Below are 21,811 nucleotides of genomic sequence, written 5' to 3'. Positions count from 1 at the left end.
GTTTGCTTGGCACGTGGCGTGCGAATGCTTGATGGCGACACACGTTCTTGCGGCTCGTCGCGCCGCGTCTACGCCGGGTTCTTTCGAGCCCGAGATCCCACGCCAGTCGTTGGCTCCTCCATTGGGAGCGCGTGGTGACATGTATCCACCTCTGAGTCATTGCTGCGCCACGCGGCGGGTAATGCTCGTCCTCACAAAAGGAGAACGTCCATGTTCGCTCACAACAAGCGCCTTCAATACACCGTGCGCGTAGCCGCACCGAACCCAGGCCTTGCAAACTTACTTCTTGAACAGTTCGGCGGCCCGCAAGGCGAGCTCGCAGCCGCGTGCCGGTATTTCACCCAAGCGGTCTCGGAAGATGACCCGGGGCGAAAAGACATGCTCTTTGACATCGCTACCGAAGAACTCAGTCATCTCGAAGTGATCGGATCCATCGTTGCCATGCTGAATAAGGGTGCGAAAGGACAATTGGCGGAAGCGGTCGAGCAAGAAGCCGAGCTGTACCGATCCCTGACGGGAGGGGGCAACGATTCCCACATCACCGCGTTGCTGTATGGAGGTGGTCCCGCATTGACCAACTCAGCGGGCGTGCCGTGGAGCGCTGCCTACATCGACACGATCGGCGAGCCCACAGCGGATCTTCGTTCAAACATCGCGGCTGAGGCGCGCGCGAAAATCGTTTATGAACGGCTGATCAACGTCACCGACGACCCCGGCATACGCGAGGCGCTGGGCTTCCTCATGACGCGCGAAATTGCGCATCAGAAATCCTTTGAGAAAGCCCTGCATTCGATTCAACCTAACTTCCCTCAGGGAAAGCTGCCAGGCGATCCAAAATTTACAAACGTCTATTACGATTTGTCAAAGGGCGACGATGCGCGTGGCCCCTGGAACGAAGGTGGCGATTGGGAGTTTGTTGCGAAGCCTGAACCTGCTGTAGACGGTGGTGACGGAACCGCCAGTGTGAATGTTCCGGAGAACGATCTCGAGGTGCTCAAGGCGATGGCCGGGCGCACTGCGTCGGATACAAGCGTTGATCCGACCACGGGTGCCGACCTCGGATCGGGGCAGGCGACCAGCGTCAAATAACTGAAATCCGGAACGGCATGAGCGAAGAGGGCGTCAACGCTCTCTTCGCGCCGGACTGGGACCTTGCGGGATCGTGGGAGATTGACGTCATGCCTGACTCACAAGCAGGAGCGGGAGCCGGATAGCCGCATCTTGATGACAGCCAGCGAGAACAAGCGGCGGACCACTCGACGCCGCATCCGCTCGTTGTCCATGAAGTCGTCCGGGAAGAAGGCGAAGTGGCCATGGCGCGCACCGCCGCCGCGCTGATGTGGTCGGGCCTGGCGGCGGGGATATCGATGGGCTTTTCGTTTCTGATGCAGGCCGTCATCGAGGCAGCACTGGCCTCTTCGAGCTGGCGGCATCTGATATCCAGTTTCGGCTATACCGTTGGCTTTGCGTTCGTGATCTTGGGCCGGCAACAACTGTTCACTGAAAGCACACTGACAGCGGTATTGCCGGTCCTTGTTCGCAGGGATATAGCGACACTCGCCAAGGCAGTGCGTCTATAGATCATCGTGCTCCTCAGCAATCTGGTGGGTACGGCCATCTTTGCAGGGCTGCTGCAATTCAAGGGGGTGTTCTCGCCTGAAATCAGCGAAGCGCCCTCGTCGCTTTCTCGAGCGCCGTACTCCGGCACATTTGGAGTCACGCTGCTTCGAGGTGTGTTCGCGGGCTGGTTGATCGCGTTGATGGTCTGGCTTTTGCCAAGTGCCCGATCGGCTCGCCTTCTCACGATCCTGCTGGTCACCTACACCGTGGGTGCCGCTCATCTGGCGCACGTCGTTGCCGGATCTGCCGAGGCGGTCTACGCGATCTTGACAGGAGGGGCTGATGTCTTCGGATACCTGGTTGCCTTTCTCTTGCCAACGCTCCTGGGCAACACGATCGGCGGAGTTGCCATGGTGGCGATCGTCAACCACGCGTCGATCGCACCGGAGATTACCGACGCGCAGCGCAACTCTTAGGCGCGCACGTTCGCAAGCTTCGTCGCGGCGATCGTCGGCGAAGCGATGAACAAGAACCTGTCAGTCAATATGGGAACTGCAACCATCAAGCAATATTGCCGCTTCTTGCTGAAAAGGTTCGCAATGGCTCAGTCGACCCTCTGGCCGTGCTAAGCAAGCGAGAGCCGCTGACCGACGTGATTTCGGCGTACAAGACGTTTGACTTGCGCGAGCCGGGATGGATGAAAGTAGCGCTCTCACCCTAGTGGACCACCCGGCAGCGCCCACCAACTGAACGAAAGGGAGACCGATGACCGAGCCCTCGAAGCCCATGCACGATCAGCAGCGTGGCAATTCCACCAAGGACAGTGAACCTGGCGACCCTGTTGAGAGGGCGGATAAGCGCCGACAAGCGTTAGGGCACGGTGATGTCCGCGTTGCAGGTGATGGGAAGGTGTCTCAACGTGAGCCCGGAAGCATGGATGCGTCGTTGATTCCTGAGGGCAAGGCCCACCCCGAACTTGGACCTTACGAGCCGGCGCACGATCACCTAAATCCGGATGTAGAGCCAGGTAGCTGGACCGAGAACGACGGGGAACCAAAGGACGTTAATGGTTGAACGTGTTCAACTGATGCGGGCGAAGGGATGGCGGATGCCTGCGAGTACTGTCAAAGTAGATCGCTCGACGAAATGGGGAAATCCATTCGTAGTCGGAAAAACACATCCCACCATCCCGAACCGCACGATCGAGAGTCGGCGGGAAGCCTGGGCGTTGTATAGGGAATTCGCGCATGCGAATGAAGATCTGATTGCGACCGCACGCTCGGAATTGCGCGGTAAAAACCTTGCGTGTTGGTGCCCTTTACCAACCGAGGGCGAAGACGACCACTGCCATGCGAGTGAGCTGCTACGTATTGGCAACGATTGAGCGTCGCGGCGATAGAACTTGAAAAAGGGCCGGGAACATCACTTGCATCGCTCGGCAGTCTATCCTTGGAGTGCCGAAATATGATTCACGCGGTGATTTTCGACATCGACGGTACGCTGGTCGACTCAGTGGACCTTCATGCACTGGCCTGGCACGAGGCGTTCAGGCATTTCGGACACGCGGTCACGTTCGAGCAAGCGCGCAGCCAGATAGGCAAGGGCGGTGACCAGTTGCTGCCAGCGTTTTTGTCTCAACAGCAGATGTCGGATCACGGAGAGACGCTCGAGCAATGGCGCGCTCAATTGTTCAAGTCGACCTATCTGAGTTGCGTGCGGCCATTTTCGGCCGTGGCGCAGTTGCTCGAGTGCGTCAGGGATATCGGGCTGACGGTTGCGGTCGCGTCGTCAGCGAAGGAAGACGAAGTCAGAACGTATCTCGAGATTGCCGGCGTGGCGAATCTGGTGGATGTGATCAGTTCATCGTCCGACGCGGAGAAGTCCAAACCCGCGCCCGACATTTTCCAGGCGGTGCTTGCGAAACTGCAGCTTCGTGGCGCGGACACGCTTGCTGTAGGCGATACGCCGTACGACGCGCAAGCCGCGATCAAAGCCGGTCTGAACTGTATCGGAGTCCTGTGCGGCGGGTTTACTGAAGCCGATTTACGTTCTGCAGGCTGCCTGGCGGTTTATCCCGGTCCTGCGGCTCCCTATGCGTGCTTTTCAACGTCTCCGATTGCGTTGATGGCACGCTGAGCTGAGTAAGGCTCATGCTCCTGACCCATCGCCGAAACACGCTTCTCCCAGTCGAGAGACCGTCAGCAGGAAAGTCGCTGAGCGAAATCAGGACACGTGAGGCCCGTGGAAAGCCGCCAGGCCCAATCTCGGAGCTACAAGATTTCGCAGGATCCGTAGCAAGTGCTCGACGTCGGCGGGTTTCGCACACACTGCATCGAATCCTGCATCTCGATCGGTACGTTTATCGGTCTCGAACGCAAGTGCTGTTAGAGCAACTGCTGCCGATGTCAGTCCCAAGCCTCGAACTGTCTGGAGCACGGTCACGCCACTCATGTCCCGCAGCGTGATGTCTAAGAGCAAGAGGTCCGGCTCGCAATGCTTCGAAGCAGAAATTGCCGAAGCGCCGTCCGACGCGACTGCAACCCAATACCCTCGAAGCGTAAGCACAGTGGCTACGACATCGAGCGTCTCGTGGTGGTGGTCGACAGCCAGAATGCGCGGCGGCACGTGAAGCGAGTGAAACCCTGAGTTCCATTGCTCACATAGTTGAAGATCTCGCTGAATAGCGTTTTTTAAGGGTATATCCGGCTCTTCCGGCTTAAAGTAGCGAGGCGCATGCCCGCGCGATTCGAAGCCACCGTGATGATGCGACGGTAGAGGCGCAGAACGGAGATCGCAAGAAGTGCATAGGGCAATTCTCGTCAATTTACGGTCGCATCACGGTCATCCTGAACGGCGCGCCGTTGGCGGCTGCATGGGCTACCGCGTCGACGAACTGATGCCGTGGGTCGTGGCCGAACGGCTTCGAATGAACCTCGGCGTGCTGAGATGAGACACGGGCTTTAGCAAATGGCGCTCCCCAGCGTGACTAACCCTAACAAACTATGACCTCATCAATCTGTTCCGTTCTTATATACGTACCCGATGTGAAAGCGGCGCTGGATTGGTACGCGCTCGCGTTCAAGCCGGCCGAAAGACGGCAGATCGAGGAACTCTCGTTCGAGTATCTCGACGTCAGCGGTGTCAGGTTGGAGATTGTTCCGGCGTATGCAAAGGTGACATCCGGAGCGGCTGGGTCCGTGGTCTATTGGAGCGTGGACGACTTCGACGAAGGAAAAGAGCGCTTCATGCGCGCGGGGGCAAGTCTCTATCGTGGACCGATGCAGGTCGAAGACCACAAACAAATGTGCATGCTGCGCGACCCTTGGGGAAACTGCTTCGGCCTCCACGGTTGAAAACTGCTTCGAGACGAGCACATCGTCGTGTTCTTGAATTCGCCCGACGAAACGGTGTTCGCGACACGCTTACCCGCTGACGTCGGTCTGATGCGTTGTTTTGCATATTCAAGCCGAGGTCGAATGGCACCTTTGGGCGGCACTGGGAGTCCGCTTAGGGTCGACAAAAGCCGGTGGAATTAGGGTGCGACGGCCAACCGCCGGGGTAGTCGAGCAATAAAGTACATTCGCCGACGACAAAAGAATCGCTAGCAGGCCTGCTCGCAACAAGCTTGGAACTCAGGGCTGGGTTTGGCACCCGGGCATTGCTCGAGGGCTCGCTCACCGGGCGTACAATCCTCCGACCATATCGGCGCTCCTCCATTTTTGAGCCAGTCGCAGACGATAGTTGACGGTACGCGCCCGAGAAACCGCCACTCCACAAGCCCGGTGATTTCGTAGCCGGCAGCGGACGACGAGCCACATGCCTACCCAGATAACACCCAATCAACTCGTTCAACTGATCATCCCAGGTATCACGTCAGTCTTTTCGCTCGGTTTTACCTGTGCATGGATCTACGATAGGCGGCTGCGCTATCTGCGTTTTCTCGCCGCTTCATTTGTTGCTTTTGCGCTCGGCTCAGCAGTGCAGATCTGTCACCTGCCGGATGAATGGCGATTGAACGCGCTTATATCAGCAACATTTTATATGTCAAGTATTCAGCTGTTGGCTGAAGGCGTTCTACGCAGGGCAGGGCTTCACTTGCGGCCCGCGACGCATGCGTTGATGTTCGCGCTGGCGCTGGGCGGCATATATTACTTCTCCTTCGAGACGTCGAACTTGCTCGTGCGCGTCTACATCTTGAATTTCGGCGCCGGGGCGTTGATGATGCTGACCGGACTCCGTTTCAGGAAACACTGCAATGGGCGCGCCGTTAACCGCGTTCTTCTCTGGGTGCTGTTGGTCTTCGGCGCCAGTTTCTTCGTCAGAACGCCGCTCACTACGTTGCAACCGCTGCCTCATGGCACCGCGCCGTTCGGGCAGACCATCTTCTGGGTCATGCTGCAGTTGTCGCTCGCCCTGATGGGCGCTGTGTTAGGGCTCGTCCTGCTGGCCGCCGCGATGTCGGACGTGATTGACAGGCTGACGCTCGAACACGATCTCGACCCCCTCACCGAAACGTTCAACCGGCGCGCATTCGAACGTCTGGCACGCCGACGCGTCGCGGACAAGAAAAGCTATCCGCTCGCGCTGATCGCCTTCGACATCGACAACTTCAAATCCATCAACGACCGTTACGGGCATGCGGCCGGCGACGCAGTGCTGCGCCGGTTCGCCGCAATCCTGCTCGCCGCAGTGCGCGAGAGCGACGTGGTGGCCCGCATCGGCGGCGAGGAATTTGTGTTTCTGCTGCAAGGCGTTGACGACAGAATCGCGTATCAGATTGCCGAGCGCTTGCGCACCGTGCTGGAGTCTTCACGCTTCGATCAAATCGCCTCTACGCTGTGCGTGACGACGAGTGCCGGGATTGCCCGGTATCGAGCTGGCGAGGAGGTCGAGCAGTGGCTGGCACGGGCCGATCACCTGCTCTATGCGGCAAAGCGCGCGGGAAGGAACCGGGTGGTCACGGAAGCGTCAGGTCAGACGAGGGATTTCCCCGAACTCGAGATCGTGTGATCGCCTAAGGTCACGTTTTCCAACACAATTGGCCGTTTGCGGTCAGTCGAGTTCGAACGAGCAATGACTGCTATCGGACCCACCGCGCGTGACGAAAATCCTTTGCGAGGACCTGACCTAAAGTGACGCCTCTGAATCGCGTCCGGATGTCGATCTGGGGCATTTGTGGATGCTAGATTGTGAACGGACCCAATCGTCGCACGCGTCAGCGTACTGCGCGAGAGCATCGCCCCTGGTTCTGACCAATCTCCTCCCCGCCAACACGACGACGGGGTTTCGGGGCTGCGTTATCGCGTCGCCCAAAATTGATGCGTCAGATGGGTGTTCACATCTTTCGGCGAGCCCTCGACGACTACGTTACGCGCCGTGGGCGCGCAGCGATCCATTAGCGATAAGCCGCGCTGTTGGGGTCTCTGCATCGGCGATACCGGCCCGCAGAGTAACGCGAATGTACGGGCCTATACAGTGGCCCGCAGCGGACGGCCCCGCGCAGAGCAATTCACCGCAAGAAGGCCGAAAGCCAGGCTCCGCGGCGAACGGTGAAGCGACCCGCCCCGCGAGGCGACGGTGGTTTCCCGATACTGGGGTAACCGGCGATATTGCATTGCACCAATTCTGATACCCTAGATCACGCGCAGCCAACAGGTGGGCAGCACGCGTTTCAGGAGGCGAGATATGGTGCACGACGCCGAGATTGCAGCGACCTTGATGAATCGATGGGACCCCAATGGCGACGCTGGGGAAGGCGCACTTCAGCTCCTAAAAGAGGGACGGCTAAACTTCACGATGGAGCACGGAGTGTTTGAAAGGCCGGACGCGACCCTCGACCACGCTCTCGAGTTTGAATGCCTAGTGTTCGAAGACGGCTCGAGAATTTTGCGACTCGTGAACACGCATACTGCCCAAGGCCTGACGCCTTGGTTCAACGTTGCGCCGCCGACCGACTTTCTCGGTTTAGGGGGCGCAGCAGACACTCGGGGAAGATATGGCAGACCTCACACTGACGAACCCCATCTACTCTCAGACTGAAGGGGTGCTCTTCTCAGCATACGGCGTCGATAGAGGTTACGTCGCGTGCACCCTGTCGTTCGAAGCCGCATGCGAGCAGCTAGGTGCCTCGCATCAGAGCAGTGAGCAGATGCTCCTCGCGTTTAGACTGAACCAGCCTCGTATTGTTCGCGCGCTGAACAATAAGACAGCGCCGACCGACGGACATCGGCTCGTGCTCGGAGCATCCGACTTCGCGTGATTCCCGAACGTCAACATGGCAATTCACTGAGCGACCTGTTGGCGCGGGGCGGTGCCAGCTCCGGCATAAATCGGTAGGAACTCAAAAATTTACGCGCAGCGAATGTTTCTAGTCCGTTGCGAGGTAACCCAATGAACGAGTACGCGCAACGCATTGTGCTGCTGACGGCCGAACAGGAAATAGTCCGCCTCGCCCAACGCCTCATCGACTCGAATCAACGGATGTTTCGGACGCTGAACCACGGAGGAGACGCACAACGATCGGTATTTGCAGCAGATGTGATTGAGCGCGGTCGCAGGAATGGCCCGCTGCGCGAAGAACCGCTGATGTTTGTCGGACTTCTGATCAATTCAATGGCTGACGCGACGATCGACTTTATCTCGACGGATCCGGACAATGCCGAGCATGACACCGTGACGGCGTTCGAAGCCATGTGGCGCGTGATGACTTAATTTTTTAGGTCATTAATGACTGACTGGGCAGTCATTAATTGTGCCTTATGACACGCAGTGGAGGGCGAATATCCGGCGGCCCGCTGGCCTTGTGGGGATACGAGAGCCCATCAAGTTATTTCAGCAACGACTCGGAGAACAATTGCATGAACGCCCACGTAAAGCCTGTCGCCCTTGTGACCGGGGCTTCGTCCGGAATGGGCAGGGACTTCGCCTTGCGTTTGATCAGTGAGGGCTACACGGTCTACGGGGCCGCGCGAAGGATCGGACGGATGGCAGACATCGAAGTGCAGGGTGGGCTCACCTTGGCGTTGGACGTCACCGACGATCGGTCCATGGTCGATGCGGTGGGCCGGATTATCGCTGAACAGGGGCGGATAGACGTGCTGATCAACAATGCGGGCTATGGACAGTACGGTGCATTGGAGGATGTGCCCATGGCAGAGGCGCGCAGACAGATCGAGACAAACCTGATGGGCGTGGCGCGTCTCACGCAGCTGTGCCTGCCGCATATGCGCGCCCAAGCCAGCGGTCGGATCATTGACATTTCGTCGATCGGCGGGAAGATCGCCATGCCGCTGGGCAGCTGGTATCACGCATCCAAATTCGCGCTGGAGGGATTATCGGATGCGCTGCGCAACGAAGTGCGTCCATTTGGTATTCGCGTTGTCGTCATCGAGCCCGGTGGTGTCGAGTCCGAATGGTCGGGGATCGCTTCGGAGGAGGCCAGGCGATATTCCGCTAACGGTGCCTATTCCGGACTCGTGAATCACTTTGAAAGGATGCAAAGGCAACTCCGCTTGCCGCACGCGAAGGTGATTAGCGATCTCGTCGTGAAGGCACTCAAAGCGAGAAACCCCAGGCCCCGGTATCACGGTGGTCTGTTCGCTGCTCAGATACTTTTCTTCGTCGTTGGCTATCCGACCGCGTCTTGGATCGATTGATGGCGTTGGTTCTCAAGCCTTGATTCGCTGGGGCGAGTGCGTTTTTAGCTGGAGTGTCCCACGCTGATCGCACCGCCGGCTCGCGATAATCCAATACGGCTTCACGCAAAGCCCTGAAGTTTCGCACCCACTGCACGTTGTTCCGTGCAAACCCATGTCTCCTTTGACTTGAGCCTGGCACGCGTGGCGTAGAATAGATGCATATGCACAATGAGTGAGGCCTCAGGAGGCCTGCCGATGTTCACCGAATGCTATTGCACCCAATTCAGGCGCTCGGCCAACGCGCTGACCCGGATCTACGACGACGCGTTACGTCCCTTGGGCCTCAAGGTCACGCAATTGACCCTGTTGCGCGGGCTGGACCGGTTGAAGTCTGCCACTTACAACGAGATTGCCGATGAGTTGTCATTGGACAAGACGACGATTTCGCGCAACATCAAATTGCTGATCGATGCTGGATGGGTTCGCGTGTCCGCCAGTGACGATGCTCGCTATAAGGTTGCAAGCCTGAGCCCCGCGGGCGCTCGTATGCTGAAGGATGCGGAGCCGTACTGGCGCGTAGCGCAAAACCAGGTCGAAAAAGAACTGAGAAAGTACCTGAAGCGCCCGGCGAAGACGGTGTTACTCGATGCGCTGGAAGCGCTGCAGCAAGTCGGAATCGATAGCTGAATGCCACGGCGCGTCTCAGATCTGCGCGACGCCGCCATCCGCGAAGATTTCGCTGCCCGTGACGAAGCTGCTTTCGTTCGAGGCGAGGAACGCAACGACTTCGGCGATTTCCTCATCGCGACCCGTTCGTCCGAGCGGAGCGATGCTCGCAGCGAAATTAAAGAAGCCGCTCAACTGGTCTGCGGAAGCGCCCGTCTTTTCGTGACCAGGGGTGACGACAACGCCGGGACTCACTGCGTTAACCCGGATATTCCGTCCTTTGAGGTCTGATGCCCAGGTCCTTGCAAAGGAGCGCACGGCGGACTTCGTTGCACTATAGATGCTCCAGTTCTCGAAGCCCTTGCTGCCGACGATCGACGCGCTAAGGATGATCGATCCGCCTGATCGCAGCAGCGGCAGGGCCTTCTGGACCGTCCAGATGACACCTTTGACGTTGGTGTTCATCAATCCGTCGATATGCTCTTCCGTCAGGCTTCCGAGCGGCGCAAACGCCGCGAACCCCGCGTTGGCAAACACGATGTCCAGATGACCCACCTCGGATTGAATCTGTGCATATAGACGGTCCATGTCCGAAGGCTGCGTGACGTCGCTCGCGACCGCGACAGCGCGCGGACCCAGCGAGGCGGCTGCCTGCTCGAGCTCTGCCTGCCTGCGGCCCGTGATGTAGACGCGAGCCGCGCCCTGATTGATAAACGTCTTGGCAGTTGCAAAGCCAATTCCCGAATTCGCGCCGGTCACGACTGCGATCTTTCCTTCGAGCTTCATAGGTATGCCTCAGATGGGTTGGGGCCCAACCCGGCGACCCACGATGGGCACTCCGAATCGAACTCCGCGTGTTGACAGAAAATGCGTCGGCTCGTCTTGCTTCTTGTTTGAGCCTTCAACTTTGTAGTTGAGGGCTCAAGTATAATCGTAAAATCGTATCGGCTGTCAACAGTCTTTGAACCCATTGTTTCGTCGCGGCAGATCGATCGAGTCGCCGGGCGCCTCACGGGCGGGCGCATGTCCGGATTCGCAGCATCTCCGACATGGCGCCCGGCATACCCCAAAACTATGATGGGTTCAGGGTGTATGGCGGATCGAGTGCGTACAGGAGAGATGTCTTGGGCGAGGGCTTCAGCAAAGGAACTGCGGTGGTGACCGGGGCCTCGAGTGGCGTCGGCGCCTGCTATGCGGAGCAACTTGCCGAGCGCGGATTTGACGTGATTTTAGTTGCGCGCAATCGCGCAAGAATGAACGCGCTTGCGAGCCGCCTGACGGACAAAACACATCGTAGTTTCGAGGTGATGCAGGCGGATCTGGCATCCACAGACGATCTTGAGCGAATCGAGAGGCTATTGAGCACGGACTCGAGCATCACCATGCTTGTGAACAACGCGGGCATCGGCGCCGCGGTTGGATCGTTTGAACCGGACAGCTATCAGGTCAGTCAGTCAATCGCTGTCAACCTCGCCGCGTTGACGCGACTCACCCTAGCGGCTTCTGCGGCGTTTGCGTCGCGAAGACGCGGCACGATCATTCAGGTCGCGTCGCTCACCGCGGTCAAGTGGGACTTTCAAAGCGGAATATTCGGCGCGATTGCCGCCTATGTGCTGGCGTATTCGCGATCGTTGCACCAGGAGCTGTCCGATCAGGGTGTGCGTCTGCAGGTTGTGCTGCCGGAACCGAAGTACCGGAGATTTAGCGAGGTCGCGAAACAGGTCGCCAGCCCCGGGCGCCGGAGCCATGCTCGTTCCGTCAAGCAGTTAGTCAGGACTGCGTTGAACGGGTTGGATAAGGGTGAGTTTGTCTCGATGGCATCGACCCGGCATCGCAACGCTTTGCCGGATGCGTGCGCCGGTTTCGACGCGTAGCCCGGCTTGCGAGAAGCCAGGGACGTATTTCGCCGCAGGGACATGGAGTTTCAGGAAACCGACCGCATCGTGCGTCGGACTATGCAATGAGTTGAGGGCCTTATGCCATATCTACAGCTGGATGTACCGTACGAATACACACCCGAACAAAAGAAGACCATCGCCAGGCGCATGGGTCAGATTTATTCGGATGTCATGAAAGTCAACGCGAACATCATCACCGTGACGATCCGCGAGGTTGGCCAAGGCGGCGTCTGGCGCTGCTCGGACGACGAACCCGATGAGGCAGCGATCATGATGCTGGATATCCGGCGTGGACGTCCGATCGAACAACGCGCGGAACTGGCACGACAACTGATCGCCGCGTGCATCGAGGTGCTCGGTCTAAAGGAAAACCGCCTGAACGTCGAGTTCACCCAGCATACGGGAGACGAGATGTATCACCCGATCCTCGGCGGATTCAACAAGGACTGGATCGCCGACGAGCGAGCCGAGTAGCCCCCCCGCTTAACTCATCCCACAGCGATTTGAGATCCCGGACTCTCCGTGAGGAGAGCCCGCCGGAGGCGCTCGTCCGTCAGGACAGCGGGCGTGCGGACTCAATAAAAAAATGGCCAAGCACGCGTTGCGAGTCAATGCGACCGCCTGGCGGTGCGATGTCGACACCGGCACGCGCGACTGGACATGCGAGGTGACACCATGAAGCAACCGTTCTATCGAGCACTCTACGTTCAAGTGCTTTTTGCCATCGCGATTGGCATCGCTCTCGGACATTTCCGACCGGAGTACGGTCTGGCGATGAAGCCCTTTGGCGACGGGTTTATCAAGCTCATTCGCATGGTGATCGGACCGGTGATTTTCTGTACGGTCGTAACCGGCATCACGAGCATGGGCGATCTGAAGAAGGTCGGGCGCGTGGGCGGCAAAGCGCTGTTGTACTTCGAAATCGTTTCGGCGATGGCGCTGGCGATCGGATTGGTAGGGGGGAAGCTCTTGCATCCGGGTGATGGTTTCAACGTATCACTGTCGTCGCTGGACCCGCGTGCGATTTCCGGATTCGTTACTCAGGCCGAGCATCTCGACGGTGCCGCCGGCTTCATCCTTGGCATGATCCCGGCGTCGTTTTTCGATGCATTCGCCAAGGGCGACACGCTGCCGATTCTTTTTGTTTCGATCCTGTTCGGGATTGCGCTCTCTGCGAGCGGTAAGGCTTCGCTCAAGATAGCGGCGGCGATCGGCGAGTTATCGAATGTCTTTTTCTCGCTGGTGAAAATCATCACCAAAGTCGCACCACTCGGTGCATTCGGTGCCATCGCTTTTACCGTGGGAAAGTACGGAATCGTTTCGCTGCTTCCTCTGATGAAGCTGATAGGGGCGTTTTACCTGACGGCGTTGGTGTTCGTTATCGTTGTCCTCGGCTCAATTGCGCGCCTTGCCGGCTTCAATATCTTTCGGTTTCTCGGTTATCTGAAAGAAGAATTGCTTATTGTGCTTGGCACAAGTACTTCGGAGGCCGCGCTGCCTCAATTGATGCAAAAGCTCGAACGCCTCGGGTGTTCAAGATCGGTCGTGGGACTCGTCGTGCCGACTGGCTATTCGTTCAATCTCGACGGCGCGAATATCTACATGACATTGGCCGTCATTTTCCTGGCGCAGGCCACGAACATCCACCTGACGCTCTCGCAGGAGTTGACGCTGTTCGCAGTCACCATGTTGACCTCCAAGGGATCGAGTGCCGTGGTGGGCGCGGGATTTGTCGCGCTGGCCGCCAGCCTTTCCGTCGTGCCGACCGTGCCCGTTGCGTCGATGGTCCTGATTCTGGGTATCGACCGATTCATGGCCGAGTGTCGATCGCTGATCAACATCATCGGTAACGCTGTTGCCGCTGTGGTCGTCTCTGCACGGGAAGGCGAACTCGACCGCACAACATTGGCAAGAGAGCTGTCGGGGAAAGACTTGGCGCAGGCACCGCTTGTGCAAGCGGAGATGCCCAAGGGCAGTCCGGCATCCGAGTCAACTGCGATTTGACGTGCCGTGCCGCCAAATGGCCTCACAGCGCGCTACGCTTGTAAGGTCGACGCCGATACATTAGCGGCGCAGACCGCGGCTTGCGATCTACCCCATCAGGTCCACCGCGGCCGACACGCGTTTGACCGATTGGGGCGGTTGGCCGAGCGTTCGAAGAAACGCCTGCCTCATCCGTCCGCGATCCCCAAATCCCGTTTCACGAGCAATCACTTCGATCGGATGCTTGCTGGTTTCCATGAGCAGGCGTGCGGCTTCGACTCGCAGTCGTTCTATGGCCTTGGCGGGTGAATGACCCGTTTCTTCCCGAAACACTCTGCTGAACTGGCGAGGACTGAGCTTTGCCGCTTCTGCGAGGGACTCGACCGTCAAGTCGGCAGCAAGATTTTCCTTGGCGTAGGTGAGCGCCATCTGGACGCGATCTGACTTCGCATCGAGTTCGAGGAGCGCAGAGAATTGTGACTGGCCGCCGCCACGGCGATGGTAGATCACGAGCTTGCGCGCGATCATGCGAGAAAGCTCGGGGCCGAAGTCTCGTTCGACGATCGCCAGCGCCATGTCGACACCCGCGCTCATGCCTGCAGACGTCCAGACCTGACCATCCACCACGAAGATACGATCTTCTTCCAGCTGAACCTTCGGGTATCGCTTTTTGAAGTCGAGCGCGTGAACCCAGTGCGTGGTTGCACGCCGGCCGTCCAGCAGCCCGGCCTCTGCCAGCACATAGGCGCCCGTGCAGACCGATGCGACGCGGCGCGCGTGTTCGGGAGCCTGTCGAACATAGTCGATAAGACTGCGCGGAGGAAGCCGGCATTCGTTGTCACCCGTCACGATTAACGTGTCGAATGAGCGGTCCCCAAGCGGCTCGGAGTTCACGGAAAAGCCCTGTGAGCAAACGACAGGTCCGCCTGACTCTGAAACGATCGTGAACTCGTATGCGCGCTCGGTGTGCATCAGGTTCGCGTACTCAAATACGGTTCCGACCGCGAGGCCCAATGCCTGGAAATTGGGGTAGACGACAAGACCAATGGTATGCATGAGTGCCACCGCGAAATCGGACGCAGAAGTCGGAAATCTAGCATATGAGGTGAACAGTGTCGTACTAGTTTGATGCATATACATGTATATGCATCCGTAGGTCGACGCCTTGGGACGCCGCCTGAGAAGAATGACCGGTCAGCCAGGTCAGATCTCGAGATGTCCCTATCCCGGTCATGGCTCAAATCCACGCATCTACGGCATTGGGGATACGTAAAGCCGCGGGCAGAATGCATTCACACGCCGGCACCCAGCCGGCTCCAAACTGGAATGAACTGCCATGAACATCTCTACGAAAGGTAAGGCACTCGTCACGGGTGCATCGACCGGGATCGGCGCCGTCTATGCGGATCGTCTTGCGAAGCGCGGCTATGACCTCATCCTGGTGGCACGTAACGGCGATCGCCTCAACGCGCTGGCCAACACGATCAAGCAGCAGACCGGCCGCGCAGTCAGCGTCGTGGCTGCCGATCTGAACAACAAAGCAGATCTGTCGTCGATCGAGGACATCCTGCGCAACGACACGAGCATTTCGCTGCTGGTGAACAACGCCGGTATCGGATCGGTGGCTTCTGTGCTCGACAGCGGCGCAGACGACATGGAAGCGATGATCAGCCTGAACATCACGGCGCTGACGCGGCTCACTTACGCCGTAGCGCCCGCGTTCGCCGCGCGTGGTGCAGGCACGATCGTCAATATCAGCTCGGTTGTCGGCATTGCTGTCGAAGCGCTCAACGGCGTGTACAGCGCGTCAAAGTCCTATGTCCTGAGCTTTGGTCACGCGCTTCAGCGCGATCTCGCCGACAAGGGCGTTCGTATTCAAACGGTCCTGCCGGCTGCCACGGCAACGGAGTTTTGGGATGTCGCGGGCTATGCACCCCAAAAGACGAAGCCGACCACGATGAGTGCGGCTGATCTGGTCGATGCAGCGCTTGCGGGGCTGGACCAGGGTGAACTCGTCACCATTCCGGCGCTGCAAGACGATGCCGACTGGAAGCGCTGGGAGGCAGATCGCCGCTCGCTCGCGCCCAAGTTTGCCAATGGGATCCCCGCACCGCGGTACGGGATTGAACACGACGCTGTTTGACTTCCACACGAACGAATACGGAGCAGAAACATGAAGTTCTTTAAGTTGGGCGCCGCCGTCATCGCGCTGGCAACGACATTTGCACTCCCCGGCGCCGCTTCGGCGCAGTCGCGCGGCAAGGTTCTGGTCGTCATGTCCAGTGCGCACGAACTCGATCTCAAGGATGGGAAAAAATATTCCACGGGTTACTACCTGAACGAGTTCGTGGTGCCGTATCGCAAGCTTGTCGAAGCAGGCTATGAGCCCGTCATCGCGAATCCGAACGGCGATATGCCTGTGATGGACGCAAACTCGAACAACAAGATGTTCTTCAACGGAGATGACGCTGCGCGTGCAAATGCATTGAACTATGCACAGGGTATTCAGCAGCTCAAGCATCCGAAGACACTTGCGTCAGTCGTCGCAGAAGGCACGAATCAATACGTCGGCGTGTTCATCCCTGGCGGCCACGCGCCGATGGTGGACCTGTTGAAGGACAAGAATCTGGGCAAGATTCTCGTGAGCTTTCACGACAACGGCCGTCCGACCGGCATCATCTGCCACGGTCCCATCGTGCTGTTGTCGACGCTGAACGATCCCGACGCATTCGTCGGATCGATGATCGCCAACGACGGCAAGCCCAACTCGTTTGCCAAGGGCTGGCCGTATGCCGGCTACCACCTGACCGTTTTTTCGACGGGCGAGGAAGAGCAGCTTGAAGGTCCGAACGGCCTCGGCGGAAACGTTCAGTTCTATCCGGTCAATGCACTGGCCGAGGCTGGCGCCCATGTCGAAAGCGTCGCCAACTGGCACAGCAACGTGGTGGTCGATCGCGAACTGATCACGGGCCAGCAGCCGATGTCGGCACCGGAGTTCGGCGACGTGCTCGTCTCGAAGCTTAACGCCGCGAAGCGCTAAGCCGTATCGGGTTGACGGCTATCGAAGTACCCGGGTGGTCTGCCGAAAGGGGTCACGTCCGCGTGACCCCTTTCTCTTCTTCGATCCGCTGCAGCACCGGCAACGGCCGGCTCATACGTGCTCGCGAAATGTACGACCCGCTTCGACGATTCAAGCGAACGCCGCGATGCCGAGCGCGGAGGATGACCGAAAACACCTACGGATTCGACATGGAAGGGCTGCTTGTTACCCTTTACTGTAGCAACGAGGCTGCGACAGGCCACGGCTGCATTCTCAAATCACTTGCTCGCTTTCCGGCGGTGTAGTCCGGGGTCGCGCGCCTGCCCAGGAATCTGATCGAAATGTCCAGCGACAACAGAGAGGCCTTGCCAGAAAGTGGAGCGACGCCGCGGCGACCTCGGCGATGGGGGCGTGTACTCGCCGCGTTCCTTGCGCTCGTCGTGATCGGTGCCGGTGTGTTTGCCGTCATTGCGTGGCGACCGGCGCTACCCGAAGTGGCCACGCCTTCGCGTGCATCGTTTTCACCGGACGTGATCGCTCGCGGGGCGCGTCTGGCGTCAGCCGGGTTTTGTGCAAGCTGCCACACGATCGCCGGAGGCAAGCCTTTTGGCGGCGGGTACGCGATGAAGACGGGCTTCGGGACGATCTATTCGACGAACATTTCGCCTGACCGCGAAACGGGTATCGGAAGCTGGTCCGAGGACGCATTCCGGCGTGCCATGCGAGAAGGTGTCGCTCGCGACGGCTCGCACCTGTTCCCCGCCTTTCCGTACGATCACTTTACGAAGTTATCGGATGCCGACGTTCACGCGCTCTACGCGTTCATCATGACCCGCGACGCGGTCAACGTCCCGGCGCACCCGAACGATATGCCATTCCCCTTTGGTTTCAGGCCGCTGCAGGCTGGGTGGAAGGTACTCTTTTTTCGCGAGGGCCGCTTTGTCCCGACAAATGAGAAATCGGTGGAGTGGAACCGAGGGGCTTACATCGCCGAGAGTCTGAGTCACTGTGCAGCCTGTCATACGCCTCGCGGGCCCTTGGGCGAAGAGCTGCATAACAAGCTCTATCAGGGCGCGTCGGTCGATGGCTGGTTTGCGCCGGCATTGACGGCGGCGAACCCGTCTCCGATGCCCTGGACGTCCGATGAGCTGTTCGGGTACCTGACGACCGGGCTGAGTCGATATCACGGGACTGCAGCGGGGCCGATGGCTTCCGTCTCGCAGGAGCTTGCGAATCTGGAGCCCGCCGATCAGCACGCGCTTGTGACCTACGTCGAGTCGCTGGGCGATGGGGACCATCGCGCAGCACAGGGCACGTCGGCAGTAACGCCTGCAGTCGCCGTCGCCCTCGCGGCGGATGCACACGATCGGATGGCGGTGAGCGATGTGGGCGGCCGCATGTTCATCGCCGCGTGTGCGTCGTGCCACTACAACCGCGCGCCCGACGTCAATCCGATGCGCCCGGAGCTCGGCTTGAATACGGCAGTCTTTCTCGACAATCCGTCCAATCTCATTCACGTCATGCTGTTCGGCATCTCGGCGAAAGACGGCGCGCCCGGTGTTGTGATGCCGGGATTTGCACGCGGGTTCTCGGACGAGGATGTAGTACGCATCGCGTCCTATCTCCGCGCAACACGTACCCACAAAGCTCCCTGGCCCGATCTGGCCAGGCAGGTCGCTCAGATTCGCGCGGCGGGAGCAGGAGAATCGCGATGACTCACATACGTATCAATGGCGAACCGGTGATCGTCCAGCAAGATGGCCAATCGCCGTTGCTCTGGGTCATTCGCGACGAGATCGGACTCAAGGGCACCAAATTCGGCTGCGGCATCGGCATGTGCGGCGCATGTACGGTTCATGTTGGCGGCCGCCCCACGCGGTCTTGCATTACCCCTGTTTCGGCCGTTGACGGTGCTGACGTGACGACGATCGAAGGGTTGGATCCTCACGGGCAGCATCCCGTTCAGACTGTATGGCAAGACCTGCAGGTTCCTCAGTGCGGTTATTGCCAGTCAGGACAGATCATGCAGGCCGTCGCCTTCCTCAAGGACTTTCCGAATCCGACCGACGCAGATATCGACTCGGCGATGAGCGGGAATCTGTGCCGTTGCATGACGTATTCGCGGATTCGCGAAGCGATCAAGCAAGCCGCGAAAGACGTAGCGCACCAAGCGGAGAGGAGCCACGCATGAGCCGATTGCTTCAGTCTGCCGAAGGGGACGCCGTCAATCTGTCGCGCCGGTCGTTTTTGATCGCTACCGCAGCGGCCGGTGCGCTCTTCGGCTTTGCACCTGCTGCGAGCGCGTTGAGTGTTCTTGGACCGTCGCGGCCCTCCGCTTCGCTCGATCCGGCCGAGCCCCTTTTTGCGCCGACGGTCTGGTTTGGTGTGGACCGCGACGGCGTGGTGTCGGTCAATGTTCCGAAAGCGGAAATGGGTCAGCACATCGGCACGGCCGTTGCCCGGATTCTTGCCGATGAGCTCGAAGCCGATTGGGACAAAGTGCAGGTAATCGGTGTCGACACGGACCCCAAGTGGGGCTTCATGGTGACGGGCGCAAGCACTTCAGTGTGGGCGCTATTCCCCGTATTCAGCCGCGCCGGCGCCGCAGGCCGCATCACCCTCGTGGAGGAAGGGGCCAAGTTGCTGGGCTTGCCGGTTTCAGCGTGCGTGGCTCGCAGTGGAGCGGTGCATGGCGGCGGGCGCTTCGTGTCATACGGCGAGATTGTCCGGCGCGGCGATCTGAGCCGGCGTTTTACCAGCGACCAATTGAAGGCATTGCCGATCAAGCTCGTTGCGCAGCGATCGTTGATAGGGAAGGCAACGCGGGCGCTCGATGTTCCGGCCAAGACGAACGGCACGGCCGTGTACGGGATCGATGTTGAGATTCCGGGAATGGTCTACGCACGCCCCAAGCTTCCGCCGACCCGCTACGGCTCGATCGTCGTTTCGGTGGACGATTCGGCTGCGCGAAGCGTGAAGGGATACCGGCAGAGCCTTGCGCTCGAGGACCCGTCGGGCACCGTGCCCGGGTGGGTCATGGTGTTTGCGGACACCTATTGGGCAGCTGTGCGCGCAACGGAGTTTGTCAAAGTCACCTGGCGCCACGGTGAAACAGCGTCCGTATCGGAACAGGATCTCTTTGCCCACGCGGCGTCGCTGGTGGCCGATCCTCATCAGGGTGCGCTTCTTGATACGGGCGGAGAAGCCTTTGATTCGCGCTACGTGGCAGCGAAATCGACCCTTGAAGCGACGTACACGACCACGGGCGTTCTGCACTTTCAGCTCGAGCCGGTCAACGCCGTTGCGTTTCAAAAGGACGGCATCTACGAAGTCCATACGGGTAATCAGGCCCAGAACTTTATCTTGCCGATCATTGCGAAGGCGCTACAGGTACCGGTCGAGCGTGTCGTCATGCGGACCTATCTGATTGGGGGCGGCTTCGGGCGTCGACTCAACGGCGACTACGCCGTACCTGCCGCGCTCGCCGCGAAAGCGATAAGCCGGCCGGTGAAGATGGTGTTGACTCGAGAGGACGACACGCTACTCGACTCTCTGCGCTCGCCCACGCTGCAACGTCTGCGCGTGGGCTTCGACGGCGCAGGCCGGGTGAGCGCGATGGAGCACGTTGCCGCTGCGGGATGGCCGAGCCTTGCGATGTTCCTGCCGAACATGAAGAAGGGCACGAACGGCGCGACGTACGATCCGTTTTCCATATCCGGCGCCGACCATTGGTATGACGTGGGCGCGCTCAGGGTCCGCGCAGTCAATAACGACCTTGCCCAGAAGAGCTTTCGCCCCGGATGGATTCGGGCCGTATCGGCGGGCTGGACGAACTGGGCGCTCGAATCATTTATCGACGAGATCGCCCATGTACGCGGGGTCGACCCGGTCGAGCTTCGCTTGACGATGCTGAACGGCACAGGAGCGAATGCCGGAACGGCTCCCAATTCGGTGGGCGGCGCGAAGCGCCAGGCCAACGTCGTGCGGCGCGTGGCGCAGCGTGCCGGGTGGGGGCGCGAACTACCGCCTGACACCGGGCTCGGCATTGCCAGCTCGTTCGGACAGGAACGCGAGATGCCCACCTGGTGCGCATGCATTGCGCAAGTCAAAGTCGACCGGGTCACCGGCAGCATTACCGTGCAGAAGCTGTGGGTCGAAATCGATGCGGGAACGATCGTCGATCCGGACGGTGCACTCGCGCAGGTTCAGGGCGGAACGCTATGGGGGTTAAGCATGGCGCTCCATGAGGGCACCGAATTCGCCAACGGGAACGTCAAGGACCTCAACTTGAATGCGTACACGCCGCTAAGAATGCTCGACGTACCCGACATGGAGATCCGGTTTGTCGAAAGCAATGAGGTGCCCGTTGGCCTCGGTGAACCTCCGACCACTGTCGTTGCACCGGCGGTCGGGAACGCGATCTTCGCGGCCACGGGCATTCGCATGCGTCATCTTCCAATATGCGCCGGAGCCGTGAAGGAGGCGTTGAATCAAGCCTCTGCAAAGTCAGCGGGTGCCTAGCCGGGTGTCGCCCGCCGATGGCGTTCCATCATGTCGTCGACAATGCGATGCGCGACTTCGATTTGATCGGTGATCGGCGTGACGGAATCGAGCGGGTGCAATGTCGAGCCTCCCGCATCCTTTGCGGCTTGTGCCAGACCAGGCGGTGCAGAGGGAGGCGGGGTGAAGAAGAGCGTGGTTTCGATCCGCCCGTCCTCAATATGCCTGAGGATCAGCAGAATTTCGAAGCCGCGGTACATGTCGCGTACAGGTTCTTGCATGCCGGTGATTCCGTGGATATATTGATTCATACCGATGTAGATACAACTGATTGTATAGGGCTCTCCCGGATCTGCGTTGTAAAGCTGCGATGGTTCGGCCAGGGTCGGGCGAAACCTAACACTCGGGACGCGTGAAATGCCGACTTACGTTGTCAATGTTGCGCAAGGACGCTTGTCCGCCGATCAGAAACTCAGGTTGGCACAAGGAATCACGAGCGCCCACAATGAAGCGACAGGGGCGTAGGG

The 21,811-nt window shown here is 59.3% G+C and carries 20 protein-coding genes and 2 pseudogenes; 18 read left to right on the top strand and 4 right to left on the bottom strand.

Going from position 1 to position 21,811, the window contains the following annotated elements; genetic code table 11:
- Positions 1–210: 210 nt before the first annotated feature.
- From ACMFWR_RS32535 to ACMFWR_RS32515, 5 genes and pseudogenes are all read left to right on the top strand, one after another.
- Positions 211–1,089, top strand: a complete 879-nt coding sequence (locus ACMFWR_RS32535) for a manganese catalase family protein (RefSeq protein WP_413197515.1) — start codon at positions 211–213, stop codon at positions 1,087–1,089.
- 125 nt (positions 1,090–1,214) lie between these two features.
- A pseudogene (locus ACMFWR_RS32530) lies at positions 1,215–2,036 on the top strand (formate/nitrite transporter family protein); the annotation flags it as partial.
- A 33-nt stretch (positions 2,037–2,069) separates the two neighbouring features.
- Positions 2,070–2,281 (top strand): annotated as a pseudogene (locus ACMFWR_RS32525) (glutathione-dependent formaldehyde dehydrogenase); the annotation flags it as partial.
- A 345-nt stretch (positions 2,282–2,626) separates the two neighbouring features.
- Positions 2,627–2,944 carry a DUF4326 domain-containing protein gene (locus tag ACMFWR_RS32520; RefSeq protein WP_413197514.1) on the top strand — a complete coding sequence of 106 codons (318 nt, stop codon included), beginning with the start codon at positions 2,627–2,629 and terminating at the stop codon, positions 2,942–2,944.
- 80 nt (positions 2,945–3,024) lie between these two features.
- Positions 3,025–3,696 (top strand): HAD family hydrolase, encoded by a 672-nt coding sequence (locus ACMFWR_RS32515; protein WP_413197513.1) that lies wholly within the window; start codon positions 3,025–3,027, stop codon positions 3,694–3,696.
- An 87-nt stretch (positions 3,697–3,783) separates the two neighbouring features.
- Here the strand turns inward: ACMFWR_RS32515 and ACMFWR_RS32510 are convergent, their stop codons facing one another.
- Entirely contained in the window at positions 3,784–4,185 is a 402-nt protein-coding gene (locus ACMFWR_RS32510; RefSeq protein ID WP_413197512.1) for a response regulator, read from the bottom strand.
- 377 nt (positions 4,186–4,562) lie between these two features.
- On the opposite strand from ACMFWR_RS32510, the gene ACMFWR_RS32505 reads away from it, so the two are divergent.
- The 5 genes from ACMFWR_RS32505 to ACMFWR_RS32485 all read left to right on the top strand — a co-directional run bounded on the left by ACMFWR_RS32505 (position 4,563) and on the right by ACMFWR_RS32485 (position 9,884).
- Positions 4,563–4,913, top strand: coding sequence for a VOC family protein (locus ACMFWR_RS32505; protein ID WP_413197511.1), 351 nt, complete (start codon positions 4,563–4,565; stop codon positions 4,911–4,913).
- A gap of 463 nt (positions 4,914–5,376) precedes the next feature.
- Positions 5,377–6,570, top strand: a complete 1,194-nt coding sequence (locus tag ACMFWR_RS32500) for a GGDEF domain-containing protein (protein WP_413197510.1) — start codon at positions 5,377–5,379, stop codon at positions 6,568–6,570.
- Between the two features lie 1,380 nt (positions 6,571–7,950).
- On the top strand, positions 7,951–8,271 hold the full coding sequence (locus tag ACMFWR_RS32495) for a hypothetical protein (protein ID WP_413197509.1): 321 nt from the start codon (positions 7,951–7,953) through the stop codon (positions 8,269–8,271).
- Positions 8,272–8,417: 146 nt separating this feature from the next.
- Positions 8,418–9,215: an oxidoreductase gene (locus ACMFWR_RS32490; RefSeq protein ID WP_413197508.1), complete on the top strand. Its 798-nt coding sequence runs from the start codon at positions 8,418–8,420 to the stop codon at positions 9,213–9,215.
- Between the two features lie 237 nt (positions 9,216–9,452).
- On the top strand, positions 9,453–9,884 hold the full coding sequence (locus ACMFWR_RS32485) for a MarR family winged helix-turn-helix transcriptional regulator (protein WP_413197507.1): 432 nt from the start codon (positions 9,453–9,455) through the stop codon (positions 9,882–9,884).
- Between the two features lie 15 nt (positions 9,885–9,899).
- Here the strand turns inward: ACMFWR_RS32485 and ACMFWR_RS32480 are convergent, their stop codons facing one another.
- Positions 9,900–10,649 carry an SDR family NAD(P)-dependent oxidoreductase gene (locus tag ACMFWR_RS32480; RefSeq protein WP_413197506.1) on the bottom strand — a complete coding sequence of 250 codons (750 nt, stop codon included), beginning with the start codon at positions 10,647–10,649 and terminating at the stop codon, positions 9,900–9,902.
- A 263-nt stretch (positions 10,650–10,912) separates the two neighbouring features.
- On the opposite strand from ACMFWR_RS32480, the gene ACMFWR_RS32475 reads away from it, so the two are divergent.
- The 3 genes from ACMFWR_RS32475 (at position 10,913) to dctA (ending at position 13,765) form a co-directional block, all read left to right on the top strand.
- Positions 10,913–11,737 carry an SDR family NAD(P)-dependent oxidoreductase gene (locus ACMFWR_RS32475; RefSeq protein ID WP_413197505.1) on the top strand — a complete coding sequence of 275 codons (825 nt, stop codon included), beginning with the start codon at positions 10,913–10,915 and terminating at the stop codon, positions 11,735–11,737.
- Positions 11,738–11,839: 102 nt separating this feature from the next.
- On the top strand, positions 11,840–12,235 hold the full coding sequence (locus tag ACMFWR_RS32470; protein ID WP_413197504.1) for a tautomerase family protein: 396 nt from the start codon (positions 11,840–11,842) through the stop codon (positions 12,233–12,235).
- Between the two features lie 201 nt (positions 12,236–12,436).
- The gene (gene dctA / locus ACMFWR_RS32465) at positions 12,437–13,765 is read left to right on the top strand and encodes a C4-dicarboxylate transporter DctA (protein WP_413197503.1); all 1,329 of its coding nucleotides are present in this window, start codon (positions 12,437–12,439) and stop codon (positions 13,763–13,765) included.
- 87 nt (positions 13,766–13,852) lie between these two features.
- Here the strand turns inward: dctA and ACMFWR_RS32460 are convergent, their stop codons facing one another.
- Entirely contained in the window at positions 13,853–14,800 is a 948-nt protein-coding gene (locus ACMFWR_RS32460) for a GlxA family transcriptional regulator (RefSeq protein WP_413197502.1), read from the bottom strand.
- 280 nt (positions 14,801–15,080) lie between these two features.
- Between ACMFWR_RS32460 and ACMFWR_RS32455 the strand changes: the two genes are divergently transcribed.
- The 5 genes from ACMFWR_RS32455 to ACMFWR_RS32435 all read left to right on the top strand — a co-directional run bounded on the left by ACMFWR_RS32455 (position 15,081) and on the right by ACMFWR_RS32435 (position 21,305).
- Entirely contained in the window at positions 15,081–15,887 is an 807-nt protein-coding gene (locus ACMFWR_RS32455; protein ID WP_413197501.1) for an SDR family NAD(P)-dependent oxidoreductase, read from the top strand.
- A gap of 30 nt (positions 15,888–15,917) precedes the next feature.
- Positions 15,918–16,784 (top strand): type 1 glutamine amidotransferase domain-containing protein, encoded by an 867-nt coding sequence (locus ACMFWR_RS32450; protein ID WP_413197500.1) that lies wholly within the window; start codon positions 15,918–15,920, stop codon positions 16,782–16,784.
- A 341-nt stretch (positions 16,785–17,125) separates the two neighbouring features.
- The gene (locus ACMFWR_RS32445) at positions 17,126–18,499 is read left to right on the top strand and encodes a c-type cytochrome (protein ID WP_413197499.1); all 1,374 of its coding nucleotides are present in this window, start codon (positions 17,126–17,128) and stop codon (positions 18,497–18,499) included.
- A complete protein-coding gene (locus tag ACMFWR_RS32440; RefSeq protein WP_413197498.1) occupies positions 18,496–18,975 on the top strand; it encodes a (2Fe-2S)-binding protein in 480 nt (159 codons plus the stop codon). The genes ACMFWR_RS32445 and ACMFWR_RS32440 overlap by 4 nt, the downstream gene beginning before the upstream one ends.
- Positions 18,972–21,305 (top strand): molybdopterin cofactor-binding domain-containing protein, encoded by a 2,334-nt coding sequence (locus ACMFWR_RS32435; RefSeq protein WP_413197497.1) that lies wholly within the window; start codon positions 18,972–18,974, stop codon positions 21,303–21,305. Before ACMFWR_RS32440 ends, ACMFWR_RS32435 begins: the two co-directional genes overlap by 4 nt.
- Here ACMFWR_RS32435 and ACMFWR_RS32430 read toward each other — a convergent pair.
- Positions 21,302–21,565, bottom strand: a complete 264-nt coding sequence (locus tag ACMFWR_RS32430) for a hypothetical protein (RefSeq protein WP_413197496.1) — start codon at positions 21,563–21,565, stop codon at positions 21,302–21,304. The genes ACMFWR_RS32435 and ACMFWR_RS32430 overlap by 4 nt on opposite strands.
- Positions 21,566–21,811 lie beyond the last annotated feature (246 nt).

The sequence above is a fragment of the Pararobbsia alpina genome (assembly GCF_965118125.1).
In the GTDB taxonomy this organism is placed as follows: domain Bacteria; phylum Pseudomonadota; class Gammaproteobacteria; order Burkholderiales; family Burkholderiaceae; genus Pararobbsia; species Pararobbsia alpina_A.
Note: the sequence above shows the minus strand (reverse complement) of the source record. Positions and strands in the feature narration are given on the sequence as shown.